The 20,012-nt window shown below is 69.4% G+C and carries 21 protein-coding genes and 1 pseudogene; 12 read left to right on the plus strand and 10 right to left on the minus strand.

Features of this window, described 5'->3' with window-relative positions; genetic code table 11:
• Positions 1 to 309 (plus strand): annotated as a pseudogene (locus M4J07_RS22880) (hypothetical protein); the annotation flags it as partial.
• 250 nt (positions 310 to 559) lie between these two features.
• Positions 560 to 1,492, plus strand: coding sequence for a ricin-type beta-trefoil lectin domain protein (locus tag M4J07_RS22885; protein WP_255974855.1), 933 nt, complete (start codon positions 560 to 562; stop codon positions 1,490 to 1,492).
• Positions 1,493 to 1,591: 99 nt separating this feature from the next.
• On the opposite strand, the gene M4J07_RS22890 is transcribed toward M4J07_RS22885, so the two are convergent.
• Positions 1,592 to 3,142, minus strand: coding sequence for an aspartate:alanine exchanger family transporter (locus M4J07_RS22890; protein WP_255974856.1), 1,551 nt, complete (start codon positions 3,140 to 3,142; stop codon positions 1,592 to 1,594).
• 264 nt (positions 3,143 to 3,406) lie between these two features.
• On the opposite strand from M4J07_RS22890, the gene M4J07_RS22895 reads away from it, so the two are divergent.
• Positions 3,407 to 3,784: a hypothetical protein gene (locus tag M4J07_RS22895; RefSeq protein WP_255974857.1), complete on the plus strand. Its 378-nt coding sequence runs from the start codon at positions 3,407 to 3,409 to the stop codon at positions 3,782 to 3,784.
• Between the two features lie 100 nt (positions 3,785 to 3,884).
• On the plus strand, positions 3,885 to 4,436 hold the full coding sequence (locus tag M4J07_RS22900) for a hypothetical protein (RefSeq protein ID WP_255974858.1): 552 nt from the start codon (positions 3,885 to 3,887) through the stop codon (positions 4,434 to 4,436).
• 30 nt (positions 4,437 to 4,466) lie between these two features.
• On the opposite strand, the gene M4J07_RS22905 is transcribed toward M4J07_RS22900, so the two are convergent.
• Together M4J07_RS22905 and M4J07_RS22910 are read right to left on the minus strand one after the other, a co-directional pair.
• Complete coding sequence (locus M4J07_RS22905; RefSeq protein ID WP_255974859.1) at positions 4,467 to 5,459, minus strand: hypothetical protein; 993 nt, start codon at positions 5,457 to 5,459, stop codon at positions 4,467 to 4,469.
• Position 5,460: 1 nt separating this feature from the next.
• Positions 5,461 to 6,069: a TetR family transcriptional regulator gene (locus M4J07_RS22910; protein ID WP_255974860.1), complete on the minus strand. Its 609-nt coding sequence runs from the start codon at positions 6,067 to 6,069 to the stop codon at positions 5,461 to 5,463.
• Between the two features lie 367 nt (positions 6,070 to 6,436).
• Between M4J07_RS22910 and M4J07_RS22915 the strand changes: the two genes are divergently transcribed.
• Positions 6,437 to 8,212: a tannase/feruloyl esterase family alpha/beta hydrolase gene (locus M4J07_RS22915; RefSeq protein ID WP_255974861.1), complete on the plus strand. Its 1,776-nt coding sequence runs from the start codon at positions 6,437 to 6,439 to the stop codon at positions 8,210 to 8,212.
• A 119-nt stretch (positions 8,213 to 8,331) separates the two neighbouring features.
• Here M4J07_RS22915 and M4J07_RS22920 read toward each other — a convergent pair whose 3' ends face one another.
• Together M4J07_RS22920 and M4J07_RS22925 are read right to left on the minus strand one after the other, a co-directional pair.
• Positions 8,332 to 9,261: an SDR family NAD(P)-dependent oxidoreductase gene (locus M4J07_RS22920; protein WP_255974862.1), complete on the minus strand. Its 930-nt coding sequence runs from the start codon at positions 9,259 to 9,261 to the stop codon at positions 8,332 to 8,334.
• 101 nt (positions 9,262 to 9,362) lie between these two features.
• Positions 9,363 to 10,250, minus strand: a complete 888-nt coding sequence (locus tag M4J07_RS22925) for an SDR family NAD(P)-dependent oxidoreductase (RefSeq protein WP_255974863.1) — start codon at positions 10,248 to 10,250, stop codon at positions 9,363 to 9,365.
• A gap of 70 nt (positions 10,251 to 10,320) precedes the next feature.
• On the opposite strand from M4J07_RS22925, the gene M4J07_RS22930 reads away from it, so the two are divergent.
• Positions 10,321 to 11,253, plus strand: coding sequence for a LysR family transcriptional regulator (locus M4J07_RS22930; protein WP_255974864.1), 933 nt, complete (start codon positions 10,321 to 10,323; stop codon positions 11,251 to 11,253).
• Positions 11,254 to 11,313: 60 nt separating this feature from the next.
• On the opposite strand, the gene M4J07_RS22935 is transcribed toward M4J07_RS22930, so the two are convergent.
• Positions 11,314 to 12,117, minus strand: a complete 804-nt coding sequence (locus M4J07_RS22935) for a maleylpyruvate isomerase family mycothiol-dependent enzyme (protein WP_255974865.1) — start codon at positions 12,115 to 12,117, stop codon at positions 11,314 to 11,316.
• Between the two features lie 165 nt (positions 12,118 to 12,282).
• The gene (locus M4J07_RS22940; protein ID WP_255974866.1) at positions 12,283 to 12,858 is read right to left on the minus strand and encodes a TetR/AcrR family transcriptional regulator; all 576 of its coding nucleotides are present in this window, start codon (positions 12,856 to 12,858) and stop codon (positions 12,283 to 12,285) included.
• Between the two features lie 70 nt (positions 12,859 to 12,928).
• Between M4J07_RS22940 and M4J07_RS22945 the strand changes: the two genes are divergently transcribed.
• Complete coding sequence (locus tag M4J07_RS22945) at positions 12,929 to 13,822, plus strand: NADP-dependent oxidoreductase (RefSeq protein WP_255974867.1); 894 nt, start codon at positions 12,929 to 12,931, stop codon at positions 13,820 to 13,822.
• Between the two features lie 36 nt (positions 13,823 to 13,858).
• Here M4J07_RS22945 and M4J07_RS22950 read toward each other — a convergent pair whose 3' ends face one another.
• The gene (locus M4J07_RS22950; protein ID WP_255974868.1) at positions 13,859 to 14,263 is read right to left on the minus strand and encodes a winged helix-turn-helix transcriptional regulator; all 405 of its coding nucleotides are present in this window, start codon (positions 14,261 to 14,263) and stop codon (positions 13,859 to 13,861) included.
• A gap of 101 nt (positions 14,264 to 14,364) precedes the next feature.
• Here M4J07_RS22950 and M4J07_RS22955 point away from each other — a divergent pair, with 101 nt between their 5' ends.
• Complete coding sequence (locus M4J07_RS22955; RefSeq protein WP_255974869.1) at positions 14,365 to 15,249, plus strand: alpha/beta fold hydrolase; 885 nt, start codon at positions 14,365 to 14,367, stop codon at positions 15,247 to 15,249.
• Between the two features lie 114 nt (positions 15,250 to 15,363).
• Positions 15,364 to 16,215, plus strand: a complete 852-nt coding sequence (locus M4J07_RS22960; protein ID WP_255974870.1) for an SCO6745 family protein — start codon at positions 15,364 to 15,366, stop codon at positions 16,213 to 16,215.
• On the opposite strand, the gene M4J07_RS22965 is transcribed toward M4J07_RS22960, so the two are convergent.
• On the minus strand, positions 16,125 to 16,883 hold the full coding sequence (locus M4J07_RS22965; protein WP_255974871.1) for a TetR/AcrR family transcriptional regulator: 759 nt from the start codon (positions 16,881 to 16,883) through the stop codon (positions 16,125 to 16,127). The two genes, M4J07_RS22960 and M4J07_RS22965, sit on opposite strands and share 91 nt — an antisense overlap.
• A gap of 152 nt (positions 16,884 to 17,035) precedes the next feature.
• Between M4J07_RS22965 and M4J07_RS22970 the strand changes: the two genes are divergently transcribed.
• The 3 genes from M4J07_RS22970 to M4J07_RS22980 all read left to right on the plus strand — a co-directional run bounded on the left by M4J07_RS22970 (position 17,036) and on the right by M4J07_RS22980 (position 19,540).
• Positions 17,036 to 17,452 carry a Dabb family protein gene (locus M4J07_RS22970; protein ID WP_255974872.1) on the plus strand — a complete coding sequence of 139 codons (417 nt, stop codon included), beginning with the start codon at positions 17,036 to 17,038 and terminating at the stop codon, positions 17,450 to 17,452.
• A 299-nt stretch (positions 17,453 to 17,751) separates the two neighbouring features.
• The gene (locus M4J07_RS22975) at positions 17,752 to 18,843 is read left to right on the plus strand and encodes a sensor histidine kinase (RefSeq protein ID WP_308284767.1); all 1,092 of its coding nucleotides are present in this window, start codon (positions 17,752 to 17,754) and stop codon (positions 18,841 to 18,843) included.
• A gap of 85 nt (positions 18,844 to 18,928) precedes the next feature.
• Positions 18,929 to 19,540 (plus strand): class I SAM-dependent methyltransferase, encoded by a 612-nt coding sequence (locus M4J07_RS22980; RefSeq protein ID WP_255974873.1) that lies wholly within the window; start codon positions 18,929 to 18,931, stop codon positions 19,538 to 19,540.
• Positions 19,541 to 19,573: 33 nt separating this feature from the next.
• On the opposite strand, the gene M4J07_RS22985 is transcribed toward M4J07_RS22980, so the two are convergent.
• On the minus strand, positions 19,574 to 19,990 hold the full coding sequence (locus M4J07_RS22985; protein ID WP_255974874.1) for a PRC-barrel domain-containing protein: 417 nt from the start codon (positions 19,988 to 19,990) through the stop codon (positions 19,574 to 19,576).
• Positions 19,991 to 20,012: the final 22 nt, after the last annotated feature.

Consider the following 20,012-nt stretch of genomic DNA (forward strand, 5'->3'; position numbering starts at 1 on the left):
AATGACGGGTGTGTCGTCTTCGCGATCTCACCTCGCTCGTCAGCTGCACTCGCGAACGCTGAGCACTCCACGTTGCATGACATCGCTGTCTCCTGGTCTCAGCTGCGTGCGGAGGACGGGGAAGTAATCGACACAGAGGTTGCAGACGCGATCGTGGGTGATCTGGCTGCTCTCGTCATCAGCGCGCAGCGTCAGGGTCAGGCGTCTACTGCTGGGCCGGATAGACATTCGTGCGCGGAGCCAGATCGCGGCGCCCGCTGTGGTGGTGCCGGCGAAATCGACGACGTTGTGCTTCTCAGGGTGATCTGAGGTGCAACCAACCCGACGGGATGAGCAACGCCCCAGGTCCGGGAGCCTCACAGCAATGGGCCCCACTTCTCGTTGGCCGTTGCATCTGACGTGTAGTCATGATCACTCAAAGGGGTGGCCGGGGTTCGAGCCTGCAGGCCCTGGGGAGCGGTCGCGCGACCATGATCATCGTCTCTCCGGACGCGGCATGCGTCCGTACGGCCATCGGCCGGGCCGAGGCACTCCACCCTTCAGCGAAAGCAGCTCCGCGATGCCCTCCTTGCGTCACCGACTCATTCAGGCGGCCGGCGTCGCCGCCACCACGCTCGCCCTGGCCTGCACGGCGCTCCCCAACGCTTCGGCTGCCGACGTCCCCAAGACGGTGGACATCGAGCGTGGCGCGACCGCCGAGGTTCCCTTCACCTACCAGAACACCGGCGGCAACTACAGCATCGCGCCGTCCGGTGCCTCCGTGGTCTTCACGGCGCCCGAGAACACCACCTTCGCCGAGCAGACCTCTGTGCCGAGCCTCTACAGCGCCAACGGACAGAGCTGGGGCTTCACCAACGTGGGCCTGCGCAACTGCCGGCGCAGCAACAACGACCGCACTCTGACCTGCGACGGTTACGCCAAGAACGGAGGCGAGAGCAGCTGGAACCAATACACCTATCGCCAGTTCCGCCCCAAGGTCACCGTCGACGCCGATGCACCCTTCGGGAAACTCCCCACGGGCACCGGAACCTTCAACTTCCGCACTCCACAAGGCAACAGCTACAGCCCCAAAGGCACGCTCAGCGTCAACGTCCCGGTCCCCGTCATGTGCCTGGTCGCACCGAAGGACGCCACGCTGCACGACCCGGTGCGGATCTGGAAGTGCGCAGACATCGACAAGGCCGAGTACGCCTCGGAGTGGAGTTACGCCAACAACCGCCTGGAGTCCACGGACGGCACCTCCTCCGAGGGCGTCAAGTGCGCCTACAACTGGCCCACACAGCGGGACCAGGTCCAGATGTGGCTCTGCCAGAGCGACAGCCGAGTGGACTGGACCCGCCAGGGCTCCCAGTTCGTCCACAACGACACCGGCAAGTGCATGGACGCCGGCAGCGGTCGCAGGAACGGGGACATCGTCACGCTGAAGCCGTGCGCCGGCGGTGACCCCGACCAGGTGTTCACCTGGTCGGGCAGCACGCTCGTGGTGCGGTGACCTTGCGCTGAGCCCGCGCTTCGCCCGCGGTCGGCGCACGAACACGGCGTCCGGTCGCACGCCGCCCTGCTCTGTGGCAGGGCGGCACAGTTCCCGGGGTCAGAGCCCGACGATGAGCTGGATGCAGACGATCTTCACCAGGATGGCGAGGGCGAAGAGGGTGGAGTATCCGGCGTTGATGCGGCTGTCGGCGGCCCGAGCGTTGGCGTAGGCGAGGATCGCGGGGTTTCCTACGTAGCCCGAGAGCAGCCCCATGGTGCGTTCCCGGCTCTGGCCGAGGAGACGGGCGACCAGGATCATCAGGGCGTAGCTGACGACGGCTCCGATGGCGAGAACCGCGAGGAGTTTCAGGCCGAAGAGCGAGAAGGCGTTCTGGCGGAAGGAGTAGCCGGACGTCAGGCCGACGACGGCGAGGAAGAGCAGGAGGCCGATCTGCCGCAGGGTGAGGTTGGCGCGGGTGGGGAGGGTCCACACCAAGGGCCCGGTGCGGCGGCGCCAGCCGAGGATCATGCCCATCACGAGCGGGCCGGCACCCGTGCCGAGGGCCAGGGTGGTGCTTCCCATGGTCAGCGACGGGATGCCGATGAGGAAGCCGAGGGCGAGACCGAGGCCGAGGCTGACCGCGCTGACCTCGCTCACCTTGGTCTCGGTGTCGCCGAGGTAGGTGCTGACGGCGTTCGACTGCTCGCGGGGCATGACGACCCGGAGCCGGTCGTCGAGCTGGAGGACGAGGTCGTCGTGGGCCAGCATGTCGAAGTCGCCGCGCCGGACCCGGCTGACGAGGGCGCCGTAGCGCTCCTTGAGGCCCAGCTCGGCGATGGTGTGGCCGGCGAGTGAGGGATCCGTGAGCAGGATGCGGCGGTAGTCGACGGTGTGACGGTCTTCGAGGAGATCCTGGGCGGCAGGGGAGCCGAGGTACGAGGTGGCGGCGTCCAGGTCGTTCTCGCCGCCGGCCAGGACGACCTGGTCGCCCGGGTCCAGGCGGTCGAGGGTGTGGGCGACGACGGTCTCGCCGCCTGCCGGACGGAATTCGGTGGCCAGGACGCGCAGGTCCGCGGCTCCCGGCACGTCGGTCCAGCGGGCTGTGCGGGTCACCCGCACCGTTCGGGCGACGAGTTTCGACGGGAGGCCGGAGTCGGGGTCGCGCCGCGCCTTCCACTTGCGCCGGGTGGCGATCGCCGCGACGAACACGATGGTGATGACGACGGCCAGGGGGTAGCCGATGGCGTAGCCGACGGCCGGCTGGGCGGGGTCGTCCGAGGCGGCCTGGGCGGCGGCGAGACCAGGCGTGGTGGTTCCGATGCCCGCGTAGCCGCCGGCGAGGAACGGGCCGCTGATCCCGAAGCCCTGGTGGCCGACGAGTCCGACGACGACCGCGGTGAGGGCAAGGGCCACGACGGCGCCGGCCATCACCGCGAGCTGGCCGCGCAGTTCGCGGAAGAACGCCGGGCCTGACTCGAGGCCGACCGTGTAGACGTACAGGGCGAGTCCGAGAGCGGAGACGCCCGCGGGGACGGCGGGGCCGATGTCAGGGTCGAGCGCGCCGACGAAGAGGCCGACGAACAGCACTCCCGCCGCGCCCAGCTTCACCGGCCCGAACCGGACCATGCCGAGGAGCGCGCCCGCCGTGATCACGGCGAAGACGGTCACCCACGGATTGTCCGCGAAGAACTGCCACACGGCCGGGCCCTTCCCCTGCTGCGAATGCTGCGACGCACAAGTGCCTGACCCGGTCATGATCTTCCAGACCGGGAAGGGCCGCCATTCGGGACCGCCGCTCGACGGGGCGCCGTTGCGGCCGGCCCCAGCTGTGCCTGTGGCTGCTGGGGCTCCTTCTGCGGGAGTGAGCGCCGGGGTGGTCCTTTGTGGGGAACAAGGGGGTCGGGTAGAGCGTCTGGCCCGCAGAATGACTTCATGTCAAAGCTGCTGGCGCGGTCGGTTCGTCGGTCCTCCTCGGGTTCAGTGCTGTCCTTGTGGTCGCAGGACTCTGTTCTGTCGATCGGCTCGGTGGGTTCGGTGTTGTCCATCGGCTCCGTCGGGTCGGCCCTGTCCGTGGGCTCGATCGGGAGCGCCCTGTCGGCCGGCTCGGTCGGCTCCAGCCTGTCCTTGATCTCGACCGGGTCGTGGCTGAGTACGGGGTCCTTGTTCTCCGCGCAGTCGCGGTGGTCAGTACTCTCCTGGCGCTCCACTGGCGGCTTCTTGGCCATGGGAGCGGTAGGGGCAGCGACGGGAGGTGCTGCTCTGGTGGTGATGGGGATGTTGCAGCCGGGCCGTCGACCGGCATCGAGGTGAGGTGCCCATCGTCGACGGGCTGGACCAGCGATCACTCTGCCGAAGGGCGGCCATGCCGAACGACGGGCCGTGGAGGCCATGGGGAGCTCCCACTCGCGCTATGTACCTCACCGGCGATGAACCCTTCATCGGTGTGGACGGGAAGTCCGTGGCCGACTTCTGGCGCTACTGTGTGCCGAACCTGATGACGAACACGTCGCGGGGACTGCTCGCGCAGTTCCTCGTCCACACCGCGCTGGGCAGTACGACGCAGCCCGACGAGTGGGACTGCTACGACGTGGCCGGCGAGGATGGTCTGCGGGTCGAGGTGAAGGCGAGTGCCTACCTGCAGTCGTGGGAGCAGCGGGAACTCTCGTGGATCAGCTTCTCGGTCGACAAGCGTCGCCCGTGGACGGACGGCATCGGCTTCGCGGACGAGGCGACGTACAACGCGGACGTCTACGTCTTCGCGCTGCACACGGCGATCCGGCACGCGGAGTACGACCCCCTCGTCGTGTCCCAGTGGGAGTTCTACGCAGCGTCGCGCGCGGCGATTGCGGACTTGAACCAGAAGTCGGCCGGCCTGGCCACGGTGCGCCGCATCGCGCAGGGGCCGGTCGGCTTCGACGACTTGGGCGATCTGATCCGCTCGGTCGGTGCGACAGCGGGGTGAGCTCTGGAGGGAGCCTCTTCGTTATCGCCTTCAGGCGGAACTGCCGGCGGAACTACCGGCGGAGCTACCGGCGGAGCTGCCGGTGGGCCGTTGGTATCTGGTGCTCATGGCGTGGAAGACCTTCTTCGGTTCCCAGTGGGTCTCGTTGAGCATGCGTACGACCCCGTAGGAGGCGATGTCGCGGTCTCCGGGCTTGTCGTAGTTGGCGAAGGAGAACCACAGACCAGTGTCCACGCCTTCTTCCTCGAAGATGTCGAGCAGTTCGTTGAAGTAGCGCACCTGCTCGTCCTCGTCGGGGATCGCTCCTTGTGGTGGCTGCCAGGCCATGCCGCCGAGCTCGCCGGCGCCTTGGTAGGCGCAGGTGCCGTACTCGGTGATGGCTACGGGCTTGCCGTGGGTGAGGGCCTCGCGCAGCTGGGCGCGGAAGGTGTCGGCGTTCTGCGCGGTTCGATAGGCGTCGAGTCCCACCAGGTCGAACGGGGCCCAGTCGACCGGCTCCCACGAGCCGGAGGCGTAGGTGATTCTTCCGCCGAAGTGCGCGCGGACAGTCGTGACGGCGTCGGCGAGGAAGGCGTTGAGGCGTTCGGGGACCGGGCCGAGGGACATCCACCAGTTCATGTCCGCGGTGGCCATGGCGTGCAGGCGGTCACGGTGGGTGGCACCGGGCAGGAAGCCGTGGGCGAAGGCGCTGAGTTCGCAGCCGGCGACGAACACGACCTGCGCGCCGTCCTGCCGCAGCGCTTCGGCGCGCTGCGCGCAGTCGGTGAACAGCGCCAGGATCTCGTCGGGGCGAAGGTCGACGGGGAACGGGGAGAACCACACTTCGAGACCGGCGGCCGCGGCGAGCTGCGCGGCGGTGCCCAGTCGCTCGGGATCGCGGCCGGAGATGCGCACGGCGTCGCAGTGCAGATCACGCGCGAGTGTCGTCATCTCGTGCTCGACCTGTGCGACGTCGAAGGTCCTTCGGGTGAGGAAGCGGTCGGGGAAGGTGCCGGTGTCGTAGTTGATGCCTCGTGCGCGCACGTCAGTGGCCTTCTTCGTGGTTGAGTCCGTGTTCCAGCAGGTCGAAGGCCAGCTCGACGTCCTGCGCCAGGGCGTGGCCGGCCTCCTGGGGGGAGGCTCCGTCCAGCAGTCGCTGGAAGTACGTCTCCTGGAGGGTGAGCAGGGATGCGGCGATCTGGGCCGCCATCAACGCGGCCTGCGTGGGGCCGTACTCCTCGGCCAGGACCTCCGCCAGTGCCTGGCGTTGCTCGTAGAGGAGACCGTTCGCCGCGGCCTGGAGCGCAGGGCTGTCCTGGATCACGCGAACGCGAGCGAGCAGTGCGTCCAGGATCGCCGGCGGGAGTTGCCCGGTGGCGAGCATCCGATGGTGGGCCCGGAGTGCATCGAGGAAGGACTGCCCGGCCGGCCGCTGGGCCACGATCCCGGCCAGGTCGTCACCGCTCGCGCCGTGCAGAACCAGTGATTCCTTGGTCGGGAAGTACGCGAAGAGCGTCGCCTTGGCGACCTCACCGGCCTCGGCGATCTCGTTGACCGTCACCGCCTCGAAGCCGCGCTCGCTGAACAGCCGCAGCGCCGCTGCGGCGATCCGCTGCCTGGTCTGTTCCTTCTTGCGTTCGCGAAGTCCTGTCACCCACTCACAATAACCATACCGAGTTCAAAAACAAACTCGGTCTGGTTTTCCGTATGGCGTCTCGACTCCACTACGGGCGACGTGGCCGGACCCTGGGGTAGCGCAACCCGCGTGACCTGCTCGAGTGCAGGAACATCCGCTCATCGAGCCATGTCTCATGCGCAACTCGAGTGAACCCTCATCTCCAACTTGAGGTGCCGAAAGGCCCGACGCGTGGTGCATCCGCATCACTCAATAAGCGTCGACAATTTTGTCAACACTCTTGTTCCGGTGGACGTACGGGGGATAGCTTCCTTCCCGCCGACGCCGTGTCAGTGGGCCGGTGACCCGGCGGCCGGTTCGGCGCACCGTTCAAAGGAGTCCTTGCATGCCGCTTCTGATCAGATGGTGTCGGCAGAAGGCGACCGTCTTCCTCGCTGTTCTCGCCGCGGTCGTGGCCCTCGTCATCGCCGGAAACCTGGCGTTCGCCTCAGGCGCTTCGAGCACCGCGCAGGCTGCGGAAATGGCCGACACCACAGCAGCAAACAGTGCTTCCGCCAGCATCCCTCCAGCCATGACCTGCGCCGACGTCGCGTCGCTCGACCTCGCAGGCTCGGTCCCCGACGTGCCCTTCCAGATCAGCTCGGCCAAGACGCTGGCCTCCTCCGACAACGCGTTCGGCGCGTGGGCGGCCTGCGACGTGACGGGCGTCATCGCCCCGCAGATCCACTTCGAGCTGCTGCTGCCGCAGACCGGCTGGCAGGCGAACTACCTGCAGGTCGGCTGCGGGGGCCTGTGCGGCAACGTGAGTCTGAAGTCCGGGGCTCCCGCGACGAACGGATGCGCCCCGCTGACCGATGGCGCCTTCGCCGTCGCCACCAGCGACGAGGGCCACTCCGGCGGCGGGGGCCTGTTCGGCACCGATCCGACCCTGCGCGCGGACTTCGGCTACAAGTCCGACCACCAGCTGGTCCAGGCGGCCAAGGCCATCATCAAGAAGTACTACGGCCGGGACGCCGCACACTCCTACTTCGACGGCTGCTCGCAGGGCGGCCACCAAGGACTCACCGAGGCCCAGCGCTACCCGACCGACTTCGACGGCATCATCGCCGGCGCCCCGGCGAACAACTTCACCGCGCTCAACACCTTCTCCCACGCGTGGACCGCCCAGTCCGTCTACCTCGACGGCGGTCCGGCCACCCTCACCACCGCCGATCTGGAGCCGCTGCACAAGGCGGTCCTGAAAGGCTGCGGTGCCGGTGACTCCGACGGAGTCATCACCGACCCACTGAGCTGCAGCTGGGATCCGGCGAGCATCAAGTGCAGGGCGGGGCAGACCTCGACGAGCTCCGACTACTGCCTGACCGCCGACCAGGTCACCACACTGCGCCGGATCTACGCCGGACCGACCGACGAGCACGGCAAGTTGCTCTACCCCGGCTATCAGCTGCGCGGCTCCGAGCTGAACTGGGCCGGCGTCATCATCCCCACCACGGCGACCGGCACCACCGGTGACATGGCCTTCGTCAAGGACGTCATCCGCTACCTGGCCTTCGACGAGCCGCGCCCCGACCTGACGTACAAGGACGTCGAGTTCACCGCCGCGTACTTCAAGAAGATCATGCAGCCGAACGAGGGCATGTACGACGCGACGGACCCCGCCCTGAGTGCGTTCAAGAAGGCGGGCGGCAAGCTCATCCTCTGGCACGGACTGGGCGACCAGCACATCCCTGCTGTCGGCACCATGGCGTACTACAAGGCCGTGACCAAGGCCATGGGTGGCACATCGGACACCAAGGACTTCGCGCGGCTCTTCCTGCTGCCGGGCGTCGCCCACTGCGGCGGCGGACAGGGGCCGGATCGGATGGACGCGCTGACCGCCCTGGCCGACTGGGTCACCGAGGGCCAGGCACCGGACAGCCTGATCACCAAGTCCGTGGACAGCAGTGGCAAGACGACCGCATCGCGACCCGTGTACCCCTTCCCGTACGTCGCGAAGAACACCACGGGAGGGCCGGCCGGCGAGGCGAGCAGCTACACCCCTGTGCTGTCCTCGGCCGAGTCGACTCTGTCCCTGAACTGGCTCGGTTCCTTTCGTTCGGGTTACGAGAAGGTCGGCAACTGGGTCCACGGCACGTGGGTGGTGAGCAACGGCAAGACCTGAGCCCTCAGCCCCTTGAGCTGAGCACTGCTGTCCGGCGGCGGTGCTCACCTCACGGATCCCGACTGGACCGTGTGCGCCCGCGCGGCAGGTGCACACGGTCCAGTCGGAGCGGGTCCGGATCACGCGGCGCCGGCGAGGAGGTCCTCGGACAGCTCCCACAGGCGTCGCGCGCCCATCGGGTCGACGGCGTAACGGGCGACGCCGTGCAGGGTGCCGGAGCGTCGGTCCACGACCTCGGTCTCGTCGCAGTCGACGAAGTAGCGGCCGCCGACGCCTTCGAGCAGGGGTGAGGTGGCGAGGAGAGCCGAGGTGGCGGCGCCCTGCTCGACGGTCTTGATCAGTTCGGCGGCGACGCGGCCGCTGCCCCCACCGCCCGTGTGCCGTTGCAGGTTCGTGTAGATGGCGCCCGGCATCAGGGCGTTGGCGGTGATGTTGTCGTCGGCCCAGCGGCGGGTCGCCTCCACCGCGAACAGGACGTTGGCGGTCTTGGACTGCCCGTAGGCCAGCCACGGGTCGTAGCGGCGGAAGGCGAAGTTGACGTCGTCCCACACGATCGGCGACTGCTGGTGGCCGGTGGAACTCACCGCCACGACACGGGCGTGGCCGTCGGCGGCCAGCGCACCGTGCAGGCCGGTGGCCAGGGCGAAGTGGCCCAGGTGATTGGTGGCGAACTGCCACTCCCAGCCCTGCTCCGTGTACTGCTCGGGGCAGGCCATGACGCCTGCGTTGTTCACCAGAACGTGCAGCGGTCCCTGCCAGGCGGCGGTGAAGGCCGTGATGGACGCGGGATCGGTCAGGTCGAGGTGCACGGCCCGAACGTCCTGGTTGCCGGTCGAGATGGTGATGTCCTTGGCGATGCGGTCGCCGGCCGTCATGTCCCGCACGGCGAGGGTGACGGCCGCGCCGGTGGCCGCCAGGGCGCGTGCCGTCTCCGCCCCGATACCCGATGAGGCGCCGGTGACCACGGCGCGGCGGCCGGTGAGATCGATGCCGGACACGACTTCGTCGGCGGTGCTGGCGAACCCGAAGGGGGTGGTGATGGCATTCATGAGGGGACTCTCTGCTGAAGAACTGTGGTGTGCAGCGCCGACGGGCGCTGCGGAGGGACGGCGGGTGGGTTGGGCGAGGTGGCTGAGGCGGTCTGCGGAGGTCAGGGGACGAGCAGGTCGTCCTGCTCGACCAGAGGCGTGCCGTCGTGCCAGGGCAGGGCTTGGCCGAAGCGCACCAGTTCGCCGTAGAGCGTGGGCTCGACGTGCTGGGCGAAGACCAGGTCGAGAACGGCGCGAGCGGCCTGGTCGGGAGACTGGGCCTGGCTGTAGTCGCTGAACCACGGGCGCGAGGTCGCGGTGTCGACCATGCCGGGGCACACGGCTGCGACGAGTGTGTCGTCGGCCAGGTCCTGCGCGCGGCGTTCGGCGGCGACGGCGCGGACGGCCGCGACCTGGGCCACCTTCGAGGGCACGTTCAGCCACAGCGGCCAGCCCGCCTCCGCGGCGGTCTGGTGGTGGATGGCGCTGCGCCACGACTCCACGGTGTACTCGACCTGCTCCAGGCTCGCCCCGTCGAACAGGTCGTGGAGCCGGACGTCGAGGTGACCGAGCGTGCCCAGGCTGCTGGCCACGACGAGCAGTCGGCCACCCGGGCGCAGCACCGGGCCGAAGGAGCGCAGGATCGCGTGCGTGGCGGTGTTGGAGACGTCGATGAACTCGTCGGCCCGCCCGGCCTGCGAATCCCCGGGCAGTAGGCGGGCGACCGCATTGGAGATGACGACGTCCACCCCTCCGTACTGGGCGTGCAGGTCCTCGGCGAGACGCGCGATGGCGTCGGTGTCCGTGACGTCCAGGACCCGGCCCTCGACACGGGCGCGGGTGGCGGACAGCCGACCGACTTCCCGGGCTGCGTCCGCGACCCGCCGCTGGTTGCGACCGGTGAGCAGTACCAGGTCCTGCGGATCCATGCGGGCCGCCAGTCCTGCGACGAAGGCCCGGCCGAGTCCTTGGTTGGCCCCTGTGACGAGTGCGATGCGCGAAGTGGACATACCTCTACGCTAGGAACCTCGGTTCCATGAGTCCAACGAAAGTTCGGCACAGGTAGCATGCGTAAACATCATGGACTTCACCGATGTGTCACTGACCGCACTACGCGTCCTGCGCGCCGTGGCCGAACAAGGGACCTTCACCGCGGCCGCGGCGTCGCTCGGCTACACGCAGTCCGCGGTGTCCCGGCAGATCGCCGCGATCGAGCGTGCGGCAGGCACGGAACTCCTGGAGCGGCGGCGCGACGGGGCCCGGCTCACCGCCGCGGGCCGTGTCGTCATGCGTCGCGCCACGGTCGTGCTCGATGAGATCGCCGCGACCGCCAGGGAGCTGTCCGGCCTGCCGGAGCAGACCGGCACGGTCCGACTGGGATGGGTGCCCAGCGCCGGCGCGGTGCTGGTGCCCCAAGCGCTCACCGCGCTGCGCGCGAGCAACCCCGGGCTCGAGGTCGTCGGCCGCGAGGGCGGCACCCCTGCGCTGGTCCGCGCGCTGCGGGCAGGCAGTCTGGATCTGGCCCTGCTCGCTTCTGAGCCGCCGTTCCGCGCACCGGACACGGAGTCGCCCCCGCTGGCTCTGCAGACGCTCACCGAACGCCCGCTGTGTCTCGCGGTGCCCGCCACCCATCCACTGGCCCGCGGCGAGTACGTCGACGTGGCCGATCTGCGAGGGCAGCGCTGGATCGCCGGGTCCACATCAGGGGAGGACCGCCTGATGGGTGTGTGGCCGGGCCTGGACGAGCGCCCCGAGATCGCCCACACCGCTCGCGACTGGCTCGCCAAACTCCACCTCGTCGCCGCAGGGTTCGGACTGACCACCATCCCCGCCTCGCTCGTCGCGGCGGCGCCTCCCGGAGTGCGCGTCCTCCCCGTCCGAGGCGGCCCGCAAGAACAGCGACGCCTGGTCCTGGCGCGCCTGCCCGCCCCGCCCTCCCCGGCCGTGACACGTGTGGCGGCCGTTCTCCGCGCGACGGCACTCGACGCTTCTACGCCCCGCCTGTCCCCATGAGCGAGGTGGAGTGGCGCCCCGGAGATGTGTGCCGGCCGTTCTGATGGCTCTTCGGCCGACTCACCGGGGCGGCACCACTTTGAAGTAGAGGTCCAGGAGCGAGGCGTCGCCGCGGACCTCCAGTCCGTCCTTGGGGATGCGGTGCCACAGGAACAGGGCCAAGTCGGAGGCGGTGGCGGTCAGTTCGGCGTGGCAGCATCCGCTGCCGTGGTTGAGCAGAGCCCCTTCGGTGTCCAACTGCACGACCCAGATGCCGAATCCGTCCGACTGCCGGAACCGCATGCGCTCGCCCTGTCCGGGCGGTGCGGGGGACCAGCGGCGGCGGGCGGGGGCCATCACCTCGAAGGTGTGGGTGACGGCGTCCATGGCAAGGCGCCTCTCGACCGGCCCGGCGGAGCCGACGGCGTTCTCCGCGTCCCAGCGGTGCACGGCCGCCTCGATGGCCTGCATCCGCTGCCAGAACCCGACCGACTGCTCCCTGCCCCAGGTCCACACCCGCTCGGCCGGGTCCCGGCCGGCCAGCAGCTCCGCCAGCCGGGCCGCACCCTCCCGGAACCAGTCGAGGAGGCTCGGGGGCAAGGGGCCGTGATTCGGGGCCCGTTGAGGATCGGGCCAGTCGGCCCGGGCGGTAGGGAGCCGGAGCCAGGACCGGTCGGCGCGCTGTGGCCACCCACGCCGTCCCGCGCCCACCACCTGGATCACGTGGCGGTGTACGAAACCCAGGTGGAACACCAGATCTGCCATCGACCAGCCGGGGCACGACGGCACAAGACAGAGACTGCCGTTGTCTTCCCGCGGTGTCGCCCGGCGGGCCGCGGCTTCGAACGCCTCGACATCGCGGCGGAGTTGCGCGACATAGTCCATGCTTCACGGTCGGCCCTCCGGCCCCGTCCGCGCAACCACCGAGCCTGCGAGGAGCAGAGCCCGAAGCCGCAAGGCCCGCTGTCGGTCGAGCGTCGATCAGCCTGCCGCCTGGGGCGGAGCCGGGAGCTCGTGCCTGCCTGGCGGTGCCGTCGCGCGCGTCCCGGCTCAGGGAGCAGTGGCTTCCCAGGCCGCTTCGATCATGCGGAAGACCTCGTCCACCGTGGCCCCGGGATCGTCGGCCCGGCAGGCCAGCGCGTAGGCGTCGATGGTGAACCGTGCGGTTGCCTGGCAAGCCGTCGCGCTCCGGGACAGGTGGGGGTCGGCGGCCAGTGCCGTGGCCAGAGCCTGTGCGTGACGCAGGCTCATCGACTCCTCGTACTCCTGCAGGGCAGGTGATCCCTCGATCAGACGGCGGACGGGGGCGCTTCCCTCCGCCGTGCAGTGCTGTACCAGGGCCTGGACCTCGCGGTGCAGTGCTGGGATGAGCGGCTCGCGCGGAGGCCGGTCGGTGACGGCCCGTGTGAGGCGCTGCTCGAAGTCCTGGTCGCGCTCGAACACGAGGGCCTCTTTTGAGGCGAAGTGCGCGAAGACGGTGGTGACGGCCACGTCGGCCTCGGCCGCCACGTCCCGGATGCCCACGGTGTCGTACCCACGCTCCAGGAAGAGGTGCAGCGCGGTGTCGGCGATCTTCTGGCGGGTCGCGGCCTTCTTGCGTTCGCGGCGTCCGGACGGCTCGGTCATGGTCTGACACTAGCAGGTAGGAAAACAGAATCGTTGTGAAACACTAACGGTTAGGGTTATCTTCGATCGCATGAAGAGAATCAACTTCGCCGAGTTCGGTGGTCCCGAGGTCTTGCAGCTTGTGGACGCGGAGGAGCCCCACGCGGGCGCGGGCCGGATACGCATCGCTGTGCGGGCCGCGGGGGTCAACCCCGTCGACTGGAGAATCCGGGAGGGGCAGGTCCTGGGAGCGCATCCGGTCCAGCTGCCCGCCGGGCTCGGCCTGGACGCCGCCGGAGTCGTGGACGAAGTGGGCGAGGGCGTCGTAGGAGTCGAGGTCGGAGACCGCGTTTTTGGCGAAGGCACCGACACGTACGCCGAGTTCGCCGTGCTGTCGGCCTGGGCCCGGATGCCTGAGGGGCTGACCTTCGAGGAGGCAGCCGGTTACCCGTCCGTGGTGGAGACCGCGCTGCGCATCATCCAGGAGGTCGGCGTCGGGCCTGGGCAGACACTGCTGGTCAGTGGAGCGTCCGGCGGCGTCGGATCGGCGGTGCTGCAGATCGCCCGCTCCCGCGGCATCGCGGTCATCGGCACGGCAGGGGCGGCGAACCAGGACTACCTGCGCGGCCTGGGCGCCCTCGCCACGACCTACGACGAGGGCTGGGTCGAGCGGGTGCGGCAGTTGGGCCGGGTCGACGCGGCCCTGGACCTGGCCGGCTCGGGCGTGATCCCCGAACTCGTCGAGCTGACCGGTGACCCGCGCAAGGTGGTGTCCATCGCCGACCTCGGCGCACCGCAACTGGGCGTCCGCTTCTCCGGCGTGGCCGGGAGCATGCCGGACGCGCTCGCCGAAGCCGTCGACCTCATCTCCCGTGGCAGGCTCCACATCCCGGTCGAGAAGTCGTACGCCCTCACGGAGGCGGCGATCGCGCACGCGGACAGCCGCGCCGGCCACACCCGCGGGCGCAGGGTCCTGGTCGTCTGACCCGAGGACCTTCCCGCCCCGCGCCGAACGGCCGGATCAGGCGGTCTGCTCCTGGGCGTGCTGCTCGTTGGCGCGGTCGACCTCGGCCATGTGTTCTTCGGCCCACGCGCGGAGCCTGGCCAGCGGTTCTTCCAAGGTCAGGCCCAGCGGGGTGAGCCGGTAGTGGACGCGGGGCGGCACCGTGGCCTCCACCCGTCGATGCACCAGGCCGTCACGGGTCATGCTCTGCAAGGTCACCGACAGCATCTTCTGCGAGACGCCGGCCATCCTCCGTTGCAGCTCCGCGAAGCGCACCTCCTGCGGGTCGGCCTCGGCCAGGACCTTGATGGCCATGGAGGTCCACTTCGTGCCGATCCGATCGAGTAGCCGACGGGTCGGGCACTCCGGATCGAACAGGTCGCCGCGCTTGCCCGGCGCAGGGGGCTGGGACGAGGGGGTCACCTGGAGCTCACCACCTGTGGGAGAAGTGCGGTCTTGGTGGCACCACCGTAGTTACCTATCGTTTTGTTGTCACCATTCGTAACCACCGAAGGGGCAGCACCATGCCCGTCAACTCCCAGCGCACGCGCGGACGTCACCACCCGTCGCCTGTCGAGCTCCGCCGCGTCCCCGCCAACGGCATCGATCTCAATGTGGCCCTCGCCGGCGACGGCCCGGCGGTGCTTCTGCTGCACGGCTTCCCGCACAGCTGGCAGCTGTGGACCGACGTCATCGATTCCCTTGCCGGGCAGTACCGGGTGATCGCGCCGGACCTGCGCGGCGCGGGCGGGAGCACCCGGGCTCGGGACGGCTACGACGCCGGCACGCTCGCGGACGATGCCGAAGCGCTCCTCGGCGCCCTCGGAGAGACTTCGGCCGCTGTGGTCGGCATCGATGCCGGTACCCCACCGGCGTTCCTGCTGGCCATGCGCCGACCGGATCTGGTCCGGCAGCTCGTGGTCATGGAATCGCTGCTCGGGAGGCTGCCGGGCGCCGAGGAGTTCCTCGCCCACGGGGCGCCGTGGTGGTTCGGCTTCCACGCGGTGCCGGGCCTCGCGGAAACCGTACTCAGCGGACACGAAGCCGACTACCTCGACTGGTTCCTCAACAGCGGCACCCTGGGGGAGGGGGTGGACCCCGCCGTGCGCGACGCCTTCGTGCACGCGTACACCGGCACCGACGCCCTGCGGTGCGCCTTCTCCCCCTATCGGGCTCTGCCCACCAGCGCCGAACAGATCCAGCACGCCGTCGAAACGGGTCGGTTGACCGTCCCCACCCTGGCCATCGGCGCCCACCCGGTGGGGAAGGCCCTCGAACAGCAGCTGCGGCCGGTCGCCGATCACCTCGTCGGTCACGTCCTCGAAGACTGCGGCCACATCATCCCGCTGCACCGCCCCAAGGCCCTGCTCGCCCTCCTGGAACCCTTCCTCGCCGCCAGTTCCGGGTGACGATTTTGCCGGGTGCCTCGCAGCAGCACCCGTGAGGCGCCGGCGGATCGGGTCGCCGATGAGTTTCGGTGTACCGGACGGTCCAAGTCGGCACACCTACAACGGGAGAACCCGATGGGCAAGAAGCACTCCGATCCGATGACTCACCTCGCCCGTCGCATGTTCGAGCTCCTGGAGCCGATCTGCCTGGTCACCTTCATGGCCGACGAGTGCAACGAGGAACTGGCCGCCCTCGGCCACCGCACCTACTGGGACGGCTACTTCGCCAGCCGCGCCGCACCACTGGGACGGGTGCCGGCCCACGTCGTGCACGCGGCCTTCTACAACTTCGCCGACGGGGAAGCCGCACGGCACATCCCCAGCGCGTGGGAGACGATCCCGCCCGAGGCGTCCGTCGCCGCGCGGGAGCGGGGCAGCGCGGCCTCCCTGCGGCGCATCCTCGGCGACGAGCTGACCGACTCCCCGGGGCTGGCGCGTGCCGCGGACCTGACCACGAAGGCCGCGACGAGCGCGCCCACGGAAGGCCGGGTGATGTACGCGGGCATGCGCACCCTCGAGATCCCCGGCGACCCCGTCGCCCGGCTGTGGCATTCCGCGACCATGCTGCGCGAGCACCGCGGCGACGGCCACATCGCCGCTCTCCTCGGAGCGGGCATCGGCGGCACGGAGGCCCACGTACTCTCCGCACTGGAACAGGGCATCCACCCGCCGGAGTCGTTCGGACGCATCCATCACCTGCCGAAAGAGCGCCTGGCCGCAGTGATGGACGGCCTGCGCGAACGCGGACTCGTCGACGCAGACGGCCACTTCACCGACGCCGGCCGCGCGACCAAACAACGCATCGAAACGGTCACCGACGAACTCGCCGCCCCGCCCTACGAGGCGTTGTCGCCCGCCGAACTCGACGAGCTCATCACGGCGCTCGAACCGATCACGGCGGCCCTGGTGGCTACAGGATCGCAGTGAGACGCCGGCGGACCCTGGTCCATCGCCCCGTAGGCGTACAGGAATGTGTCGACCGCGGCGCCCGCGACCTCCCTGGTCTCGGCGGCGCTCACCGCGCGCGTGCCGAGTCGGGACCGTGCCTCCATCGGCCCGGTGAGCAGCGCCAGGAACTGCTCGGCCGCGCGCGCCGGGTCCGCCGCGCGCAGCCGCCCGGCGAGCGCGAGCCGCGCGAACCGGTCGGCCAGGGCCTCGCCGAGCCGCCCCGCCGTCCGCCCCTGGACGACCTCCGCGAGATCGGGGAACGTAGCGAGCTGCGCGTATGTCAATGCCCGCAGTGCGGAAGCCCGTTGACCACAGCACACCTTGAGGAGCCGGTACCCGACGTCCTCGAGCCCGGCCCGTAGGTCGTCACCGGGGTCGCGCAGCCGCTCGACGACAGCGAGGTTCTCGGCCATCACGAGGTCGGCGGCGGCCACGACGGCGTGCCGGAAGAGGTTCTCCTTGTCGCTGAGGTGGTTGTAGACGGTCGGCTTGGCGACCCCGGCCTCCTCCGCGATCTCCTGCACACACGCCTGTGCATAGCCGCGCCGCGCGAACACGGCGAACGCGGCGTCGAGGATCGCCTGCCGCTTGTCGATGCGCCCCCGGGGAGCGGGCCGTCCCGCGGCCGCGGTCGTCGCTGGTGTCACGGGCGCAGACTACCCCGCGCCCAGGGCGAGTTGAACCTACGAGTTCAAAATGCCGAACTGCTGCGCACCGACCAGATGGCCCATTACTTTGAACTCATGGGTTCAAGTTGGGATCCACGTCGCGGTGATCGACATCCAGGAAGGGGCAGCGCATGATCGTCAACACTCTGCGGTTCAGCTTCAAGGACGGCACGTCGCCGGAGGACGAGGAAGCCGTGCTCGCCGCGATGCGTCGCACGGCGAGCACCGAACCGGTCGTGTTCGGCACGGTCGGCCGGTACATGGGCGATCCGACGGAGGGCTACACGCACACCTACTGCGCTGCGGTGGCGGACCTGGACGCGCTCGAGCGCTACCTGCACGAGCCGGTCCACATCGACGGCGACTGGCTGATCATCCCGCATCTGCGGCAGCTCGCGGCGTTCCGCTTCTCCGACGACTCCGACCCTGACCTCGACGCCAAGATCCTCGCTCTGCACGCCCGCAAGGTCGAGATGTACCCGGAGTGGGGCCGCCTCCTGGACGCGATCCCGGGGGCGAAGGGCTCGTTCGGCGACGGGACCGACTAGAAGCGGCCCGGGCGACTCCTGAGAGCAGCGGCGTCCGGCACTCGTGCACCTCGCGATCGAGGCCGCGCCCGGTGATGCAGGAGTGATGGACCGAGGCGCGGTGTGCGCGTGTGTGGGCGCGCATGCGGTTTTGGATACGCGGACGATATGTGCCCGCTCGTAGCATCGGGAGCATGCGTGTGCCGATCGTCGAGGACGAGCCCTGTACGGCAGAAGCCATCCGCGACCGCCTGCGACGGGAGACGATCGCGGACGACCGTCTCGACCTGAAGGCCGCGGCCGGCGCGGCGGGGACCGCGGTGCGTCGGCCCGCCGGTCTCAGTGTCCGCCTCAAGCTCACCCTCAGCTACGCCGGATTCCTCATGCTCGCCGGTGCCTTGCTGCTCGCCGCCGTGGGCTGGTGGCTCCTGCGGGAGGGGTGGCTGCAAACCAATGAGGAGGGGGCGTGGAGAGCGACTCCGGGCACCACCTTCGTGCGAGGCTTCGCCCCCATTGCGGCCACGGTCATGGTGTTCCTCCTGGTGTTCGGCCTCCTCGGCGGATGGGTCCTGGCCGGCCGTATGCTCGCGCCTCTCACGCGCATCACGGACGCCACCCGCACCGCCGCGACGGGATCGCTGTCGCACCGCATCCAGTTGCCCGGCCGCCAGGACGAATTCCGTGAACTGGCCGACGTCTTCGACGCGATGCTCGAACGGCTCGAAGCACACGTCGTCGAACAGCAGAGGTTCGCGGCCAACGCCTCGCACGAACTGCGCACCCCACTGGCCATCTCGAAGACCCTTCTCGACGTGGCCCGCGCCGATCCACCACGGGACACCGGCGAAGTCTTCGACCGCCTCCACGCCGTCAACACCCGGGCCATCGACCTCACCGAAGCTTTGCTCCTGCTCAGCCGGGCCGGTCAGCGGTCCTTCACCCGAGAACAGGTCGACCTGTCCCTCATGGCGGAAGAAGCCACCGAAACGCTGCTCCCTCTCGCGGAGAGGAACGGCATCGCCATCGAGACCCGCGGCGACATCGCCTCCACGAGCGGATCGCCTGCGCTCCTGCTGCAACTGACCATGAACCTCGTGCACAACGCGATCGTCCACAATCTCCCCGAACAGGGCATGGTGCGGGTCACCACCAGCGCCCGCCCCGGCACCGTGACGCTCACGGTGGAGAACACCGGCGACATGCTGACTCCGCACCTGGTCTCGACGTTCACCGAGCCGTTCCAGAGGGGCACCGAACGCGTTCACGCAGACCAGACGGGCGTCGGTCTCGGCTTGGCCATCGTCAGAACCATCGCACGAGCACACGACGGCACGCTCACCCTCACCCCGCGCGCGACCGGCGGCCTGAGCATCACCGTGCAATTGCCCGCGAGTACGTCCCTGAGGCCGTGACGCAGGGCCCGCCAGCCCTCCCACCTGCTGCCGCGCAAGGCCAGGCCCCAAGGGCGGGCCGGCGCGGCGGCCTATAGTCGATCACATGAGTCGTTGGCAGGAACTGACCGGTGGAACGTCCGGAGCCGAGTACGCAGCCCGCTTCGAGGCGCTGGGCCGCAGTGGAAAGGACATGCACGGGGAGGCGTCGCTCTGCGCGGCTCTCGTGCCCGCCGGCAGCCGCGTGCTCGACGCCGGCTGCGGAACAGGACGGGTCATGATCCGGCTGTCGGAGCTCGGGTACGACTGCGTCGGGTTCGACCTCGACGCGTCCATGCTGGACGTGGCCCGGGAGCAGGCGCCGCAGCTGCCCTGGTTCCAGACCGACGCCACGGAGTTCGATGCCGCCCTACTCGGCATCGAGGCTGACTTCGACCTCGTGATCGCCGCGGGCAACGTCCTGGCGCTGCTCGCCCCCGGAACCGAGGCCACGGTGGTCAGCCGGTTGGCTGCGGCCCTGCGTCCGGGCGGCCTGCTGGTCGCGGGCTTCGGCCTGGACGCCGCCCACCTGCCCGTACCGCCTTCTCTCACGCTGCAGGAGTACGACGCCCATTGCGCGGCGGCCGGACTCACCCTCGTCGACCGCTTCGCAACCTGGGACGCGGCTGCCTACGACCGTGGCGGCTATGCGGTCAGCGTCCATCGTCTCGGTTCCTGACCGGTTCCTGACCGGGGCCTGCTGGGTTGGGGCCTACGACCGGCCGGGGCCGTCGCCGAGGTTTCCGGGGGTTCCTGGCGGGGTGGGCGAAGTGATGCCGCTGCCCGCCCCGCTGCTGTAGTGGGTGCCGAGCTCTTGGTGGTACTCGGTGTTGCCGAGGTGCTTGTCCTTGTCGAACTCCGGAGCGGACTTGATCTGCTCCTTGCTGCGCGCGACGTTGATGGTCTTCGCCTCCGCGTCGATGCCAGTGATCGTGCCGGCGGGCAGGAGAACCTCCTTGCCGAAGATCCACATTCCGGTGTCGACGACGATGTACTGGTCTCCGACGTCCTGGGAGTGCTTGTCGACCTTGCCGATGCTGCCGTCCATCGCTTCGACCTTGTATCCGGTCAGATCGGTGTCCGGGGTGTGGCCGGCGGCGGACGGGTAGTTCCAGATGTTCTCGCCCATGGTTCAACCTCCGCAGATCGTG

Origin of the sequence: Streptomyces longispororuber (assembly GCF_024448165.1) — a bacterium.
Lineage (GTDB): Bacteria > Actinomycetota > Actinomycetes > Streptomycetales > Streptomycetaceae > Streptomyces > Streptomyces longispororuber_A.

Excerpts from the sequence above, each read along its gene's own strand:
- M4J07_RS22885 (WP_255974855.1), top strand. The coding sequence starts at position 560 with ATGCCCTCCTTGCGTCACCGACTCATTCAGGCGGCCGGCGTCGCCGCC.
- M4J07_RS22895 (WP_255974857.1), top strand. The coding sequence starts at position 3,407 with ATGTCAAAGCTGCTGGCGCGGTCGGTTCGTCGGTCCTCCTCGGGTTCA.
- M4J07_RS22900 (WP_255974858.1), top strand. The coding sequence starts at position 3,885 with ATGTACCTCACCGGCGATGAACCCTTCATCGGTGTGGACGGGAAGTCC.
- M4J07_RS22915 (WP_255974861.1), top strand. The coding sequence starts at position 6,437 with ATGCCGCTTCTGATCAGATGGTGTCGGCAGAAGGCGACCGTCTTCCTC.
- M4J07_RS22920 (WP_255974862.1), bottom strand. The coding sequence starts at position 9,261 with ATGAATGCCATCACCACCCCCTTCGGGTTCGCCAGCACCGCCGACGAA.
- M4J07_RS22925 (WP_255974863.1), bottom strand. The coding sequence starts at position 10,250 with ATGTCCACTTCGCGCATCGCACTCGTCACAGGGGCCAACCAAGGACTC.
- M4J07_RS22930 (WP_255974864.1), top strand. The coding sequence starts at position 10,321 with ATGGACTTCACCGATGTGTCACTGACCGCACTACGCGTCCTGCGCGCC.
- M4J07_RS22935 (WP_255974865.1), bottom strand. The coding sequence starts at position 12,117 with ATGGACTATGTCGCGCAACTCCGCCGCGATGTCGAGGCGTTCGAAGCC.
- M4J07_RS22940 (WP_255974866.1), bottom strand. The coding sequence starts at position 12,858 with ATGACCGAGCCGTCCGGACGCCGCGAACGCAAGAAGGCCGCGACCCGC.
- M4J07_RS22945 (WP_255974867.1), top strand. The coding sequence starts at position 12,929 with ATGAAGAGAATCAACTTCGCCGAGTTCGGTGGTCCCGAGGTCTTGCAG.
- M4J07_RS22955 (WP_255974869.1), top strand. The coding sequence starts at position 14,365 with ATGCCCGTCAACTCCCAGCGCACGCGCGGACGTCACCACCCGTCGCCT.
- M4J07_RS22960 (WP_255974870.1), top strand. The coding sequence starts at position 15,364 with ATGGGCAAGAAGCACTCCGATCCGATGACTCACCTCGCCCGTCGCATG.
- M4J07_RS22970 (WP_255974872.1), top strand. The coding sequence starts at position 17,036 with ATGATCGTCAACACTCTGCGGTTCAGCTTCAAGGACGGCACGTCGCCG.
- M4J07_RS22980 (WP_255974873.1), top strand. The coding sequence starts at position 18,929 with ATGAGTCGTTGGCAGGAACTGACCGGTGGAACGTCCGGAGCCGAGTAC.
- M4J07_RS22985 (WP_255974874.1), bottom strand. The coding sequence starts at position 19,990 with ATGGGCGAGAACATCTGGAACTACCCGTCCGCCGCCGGCCACACCCCG.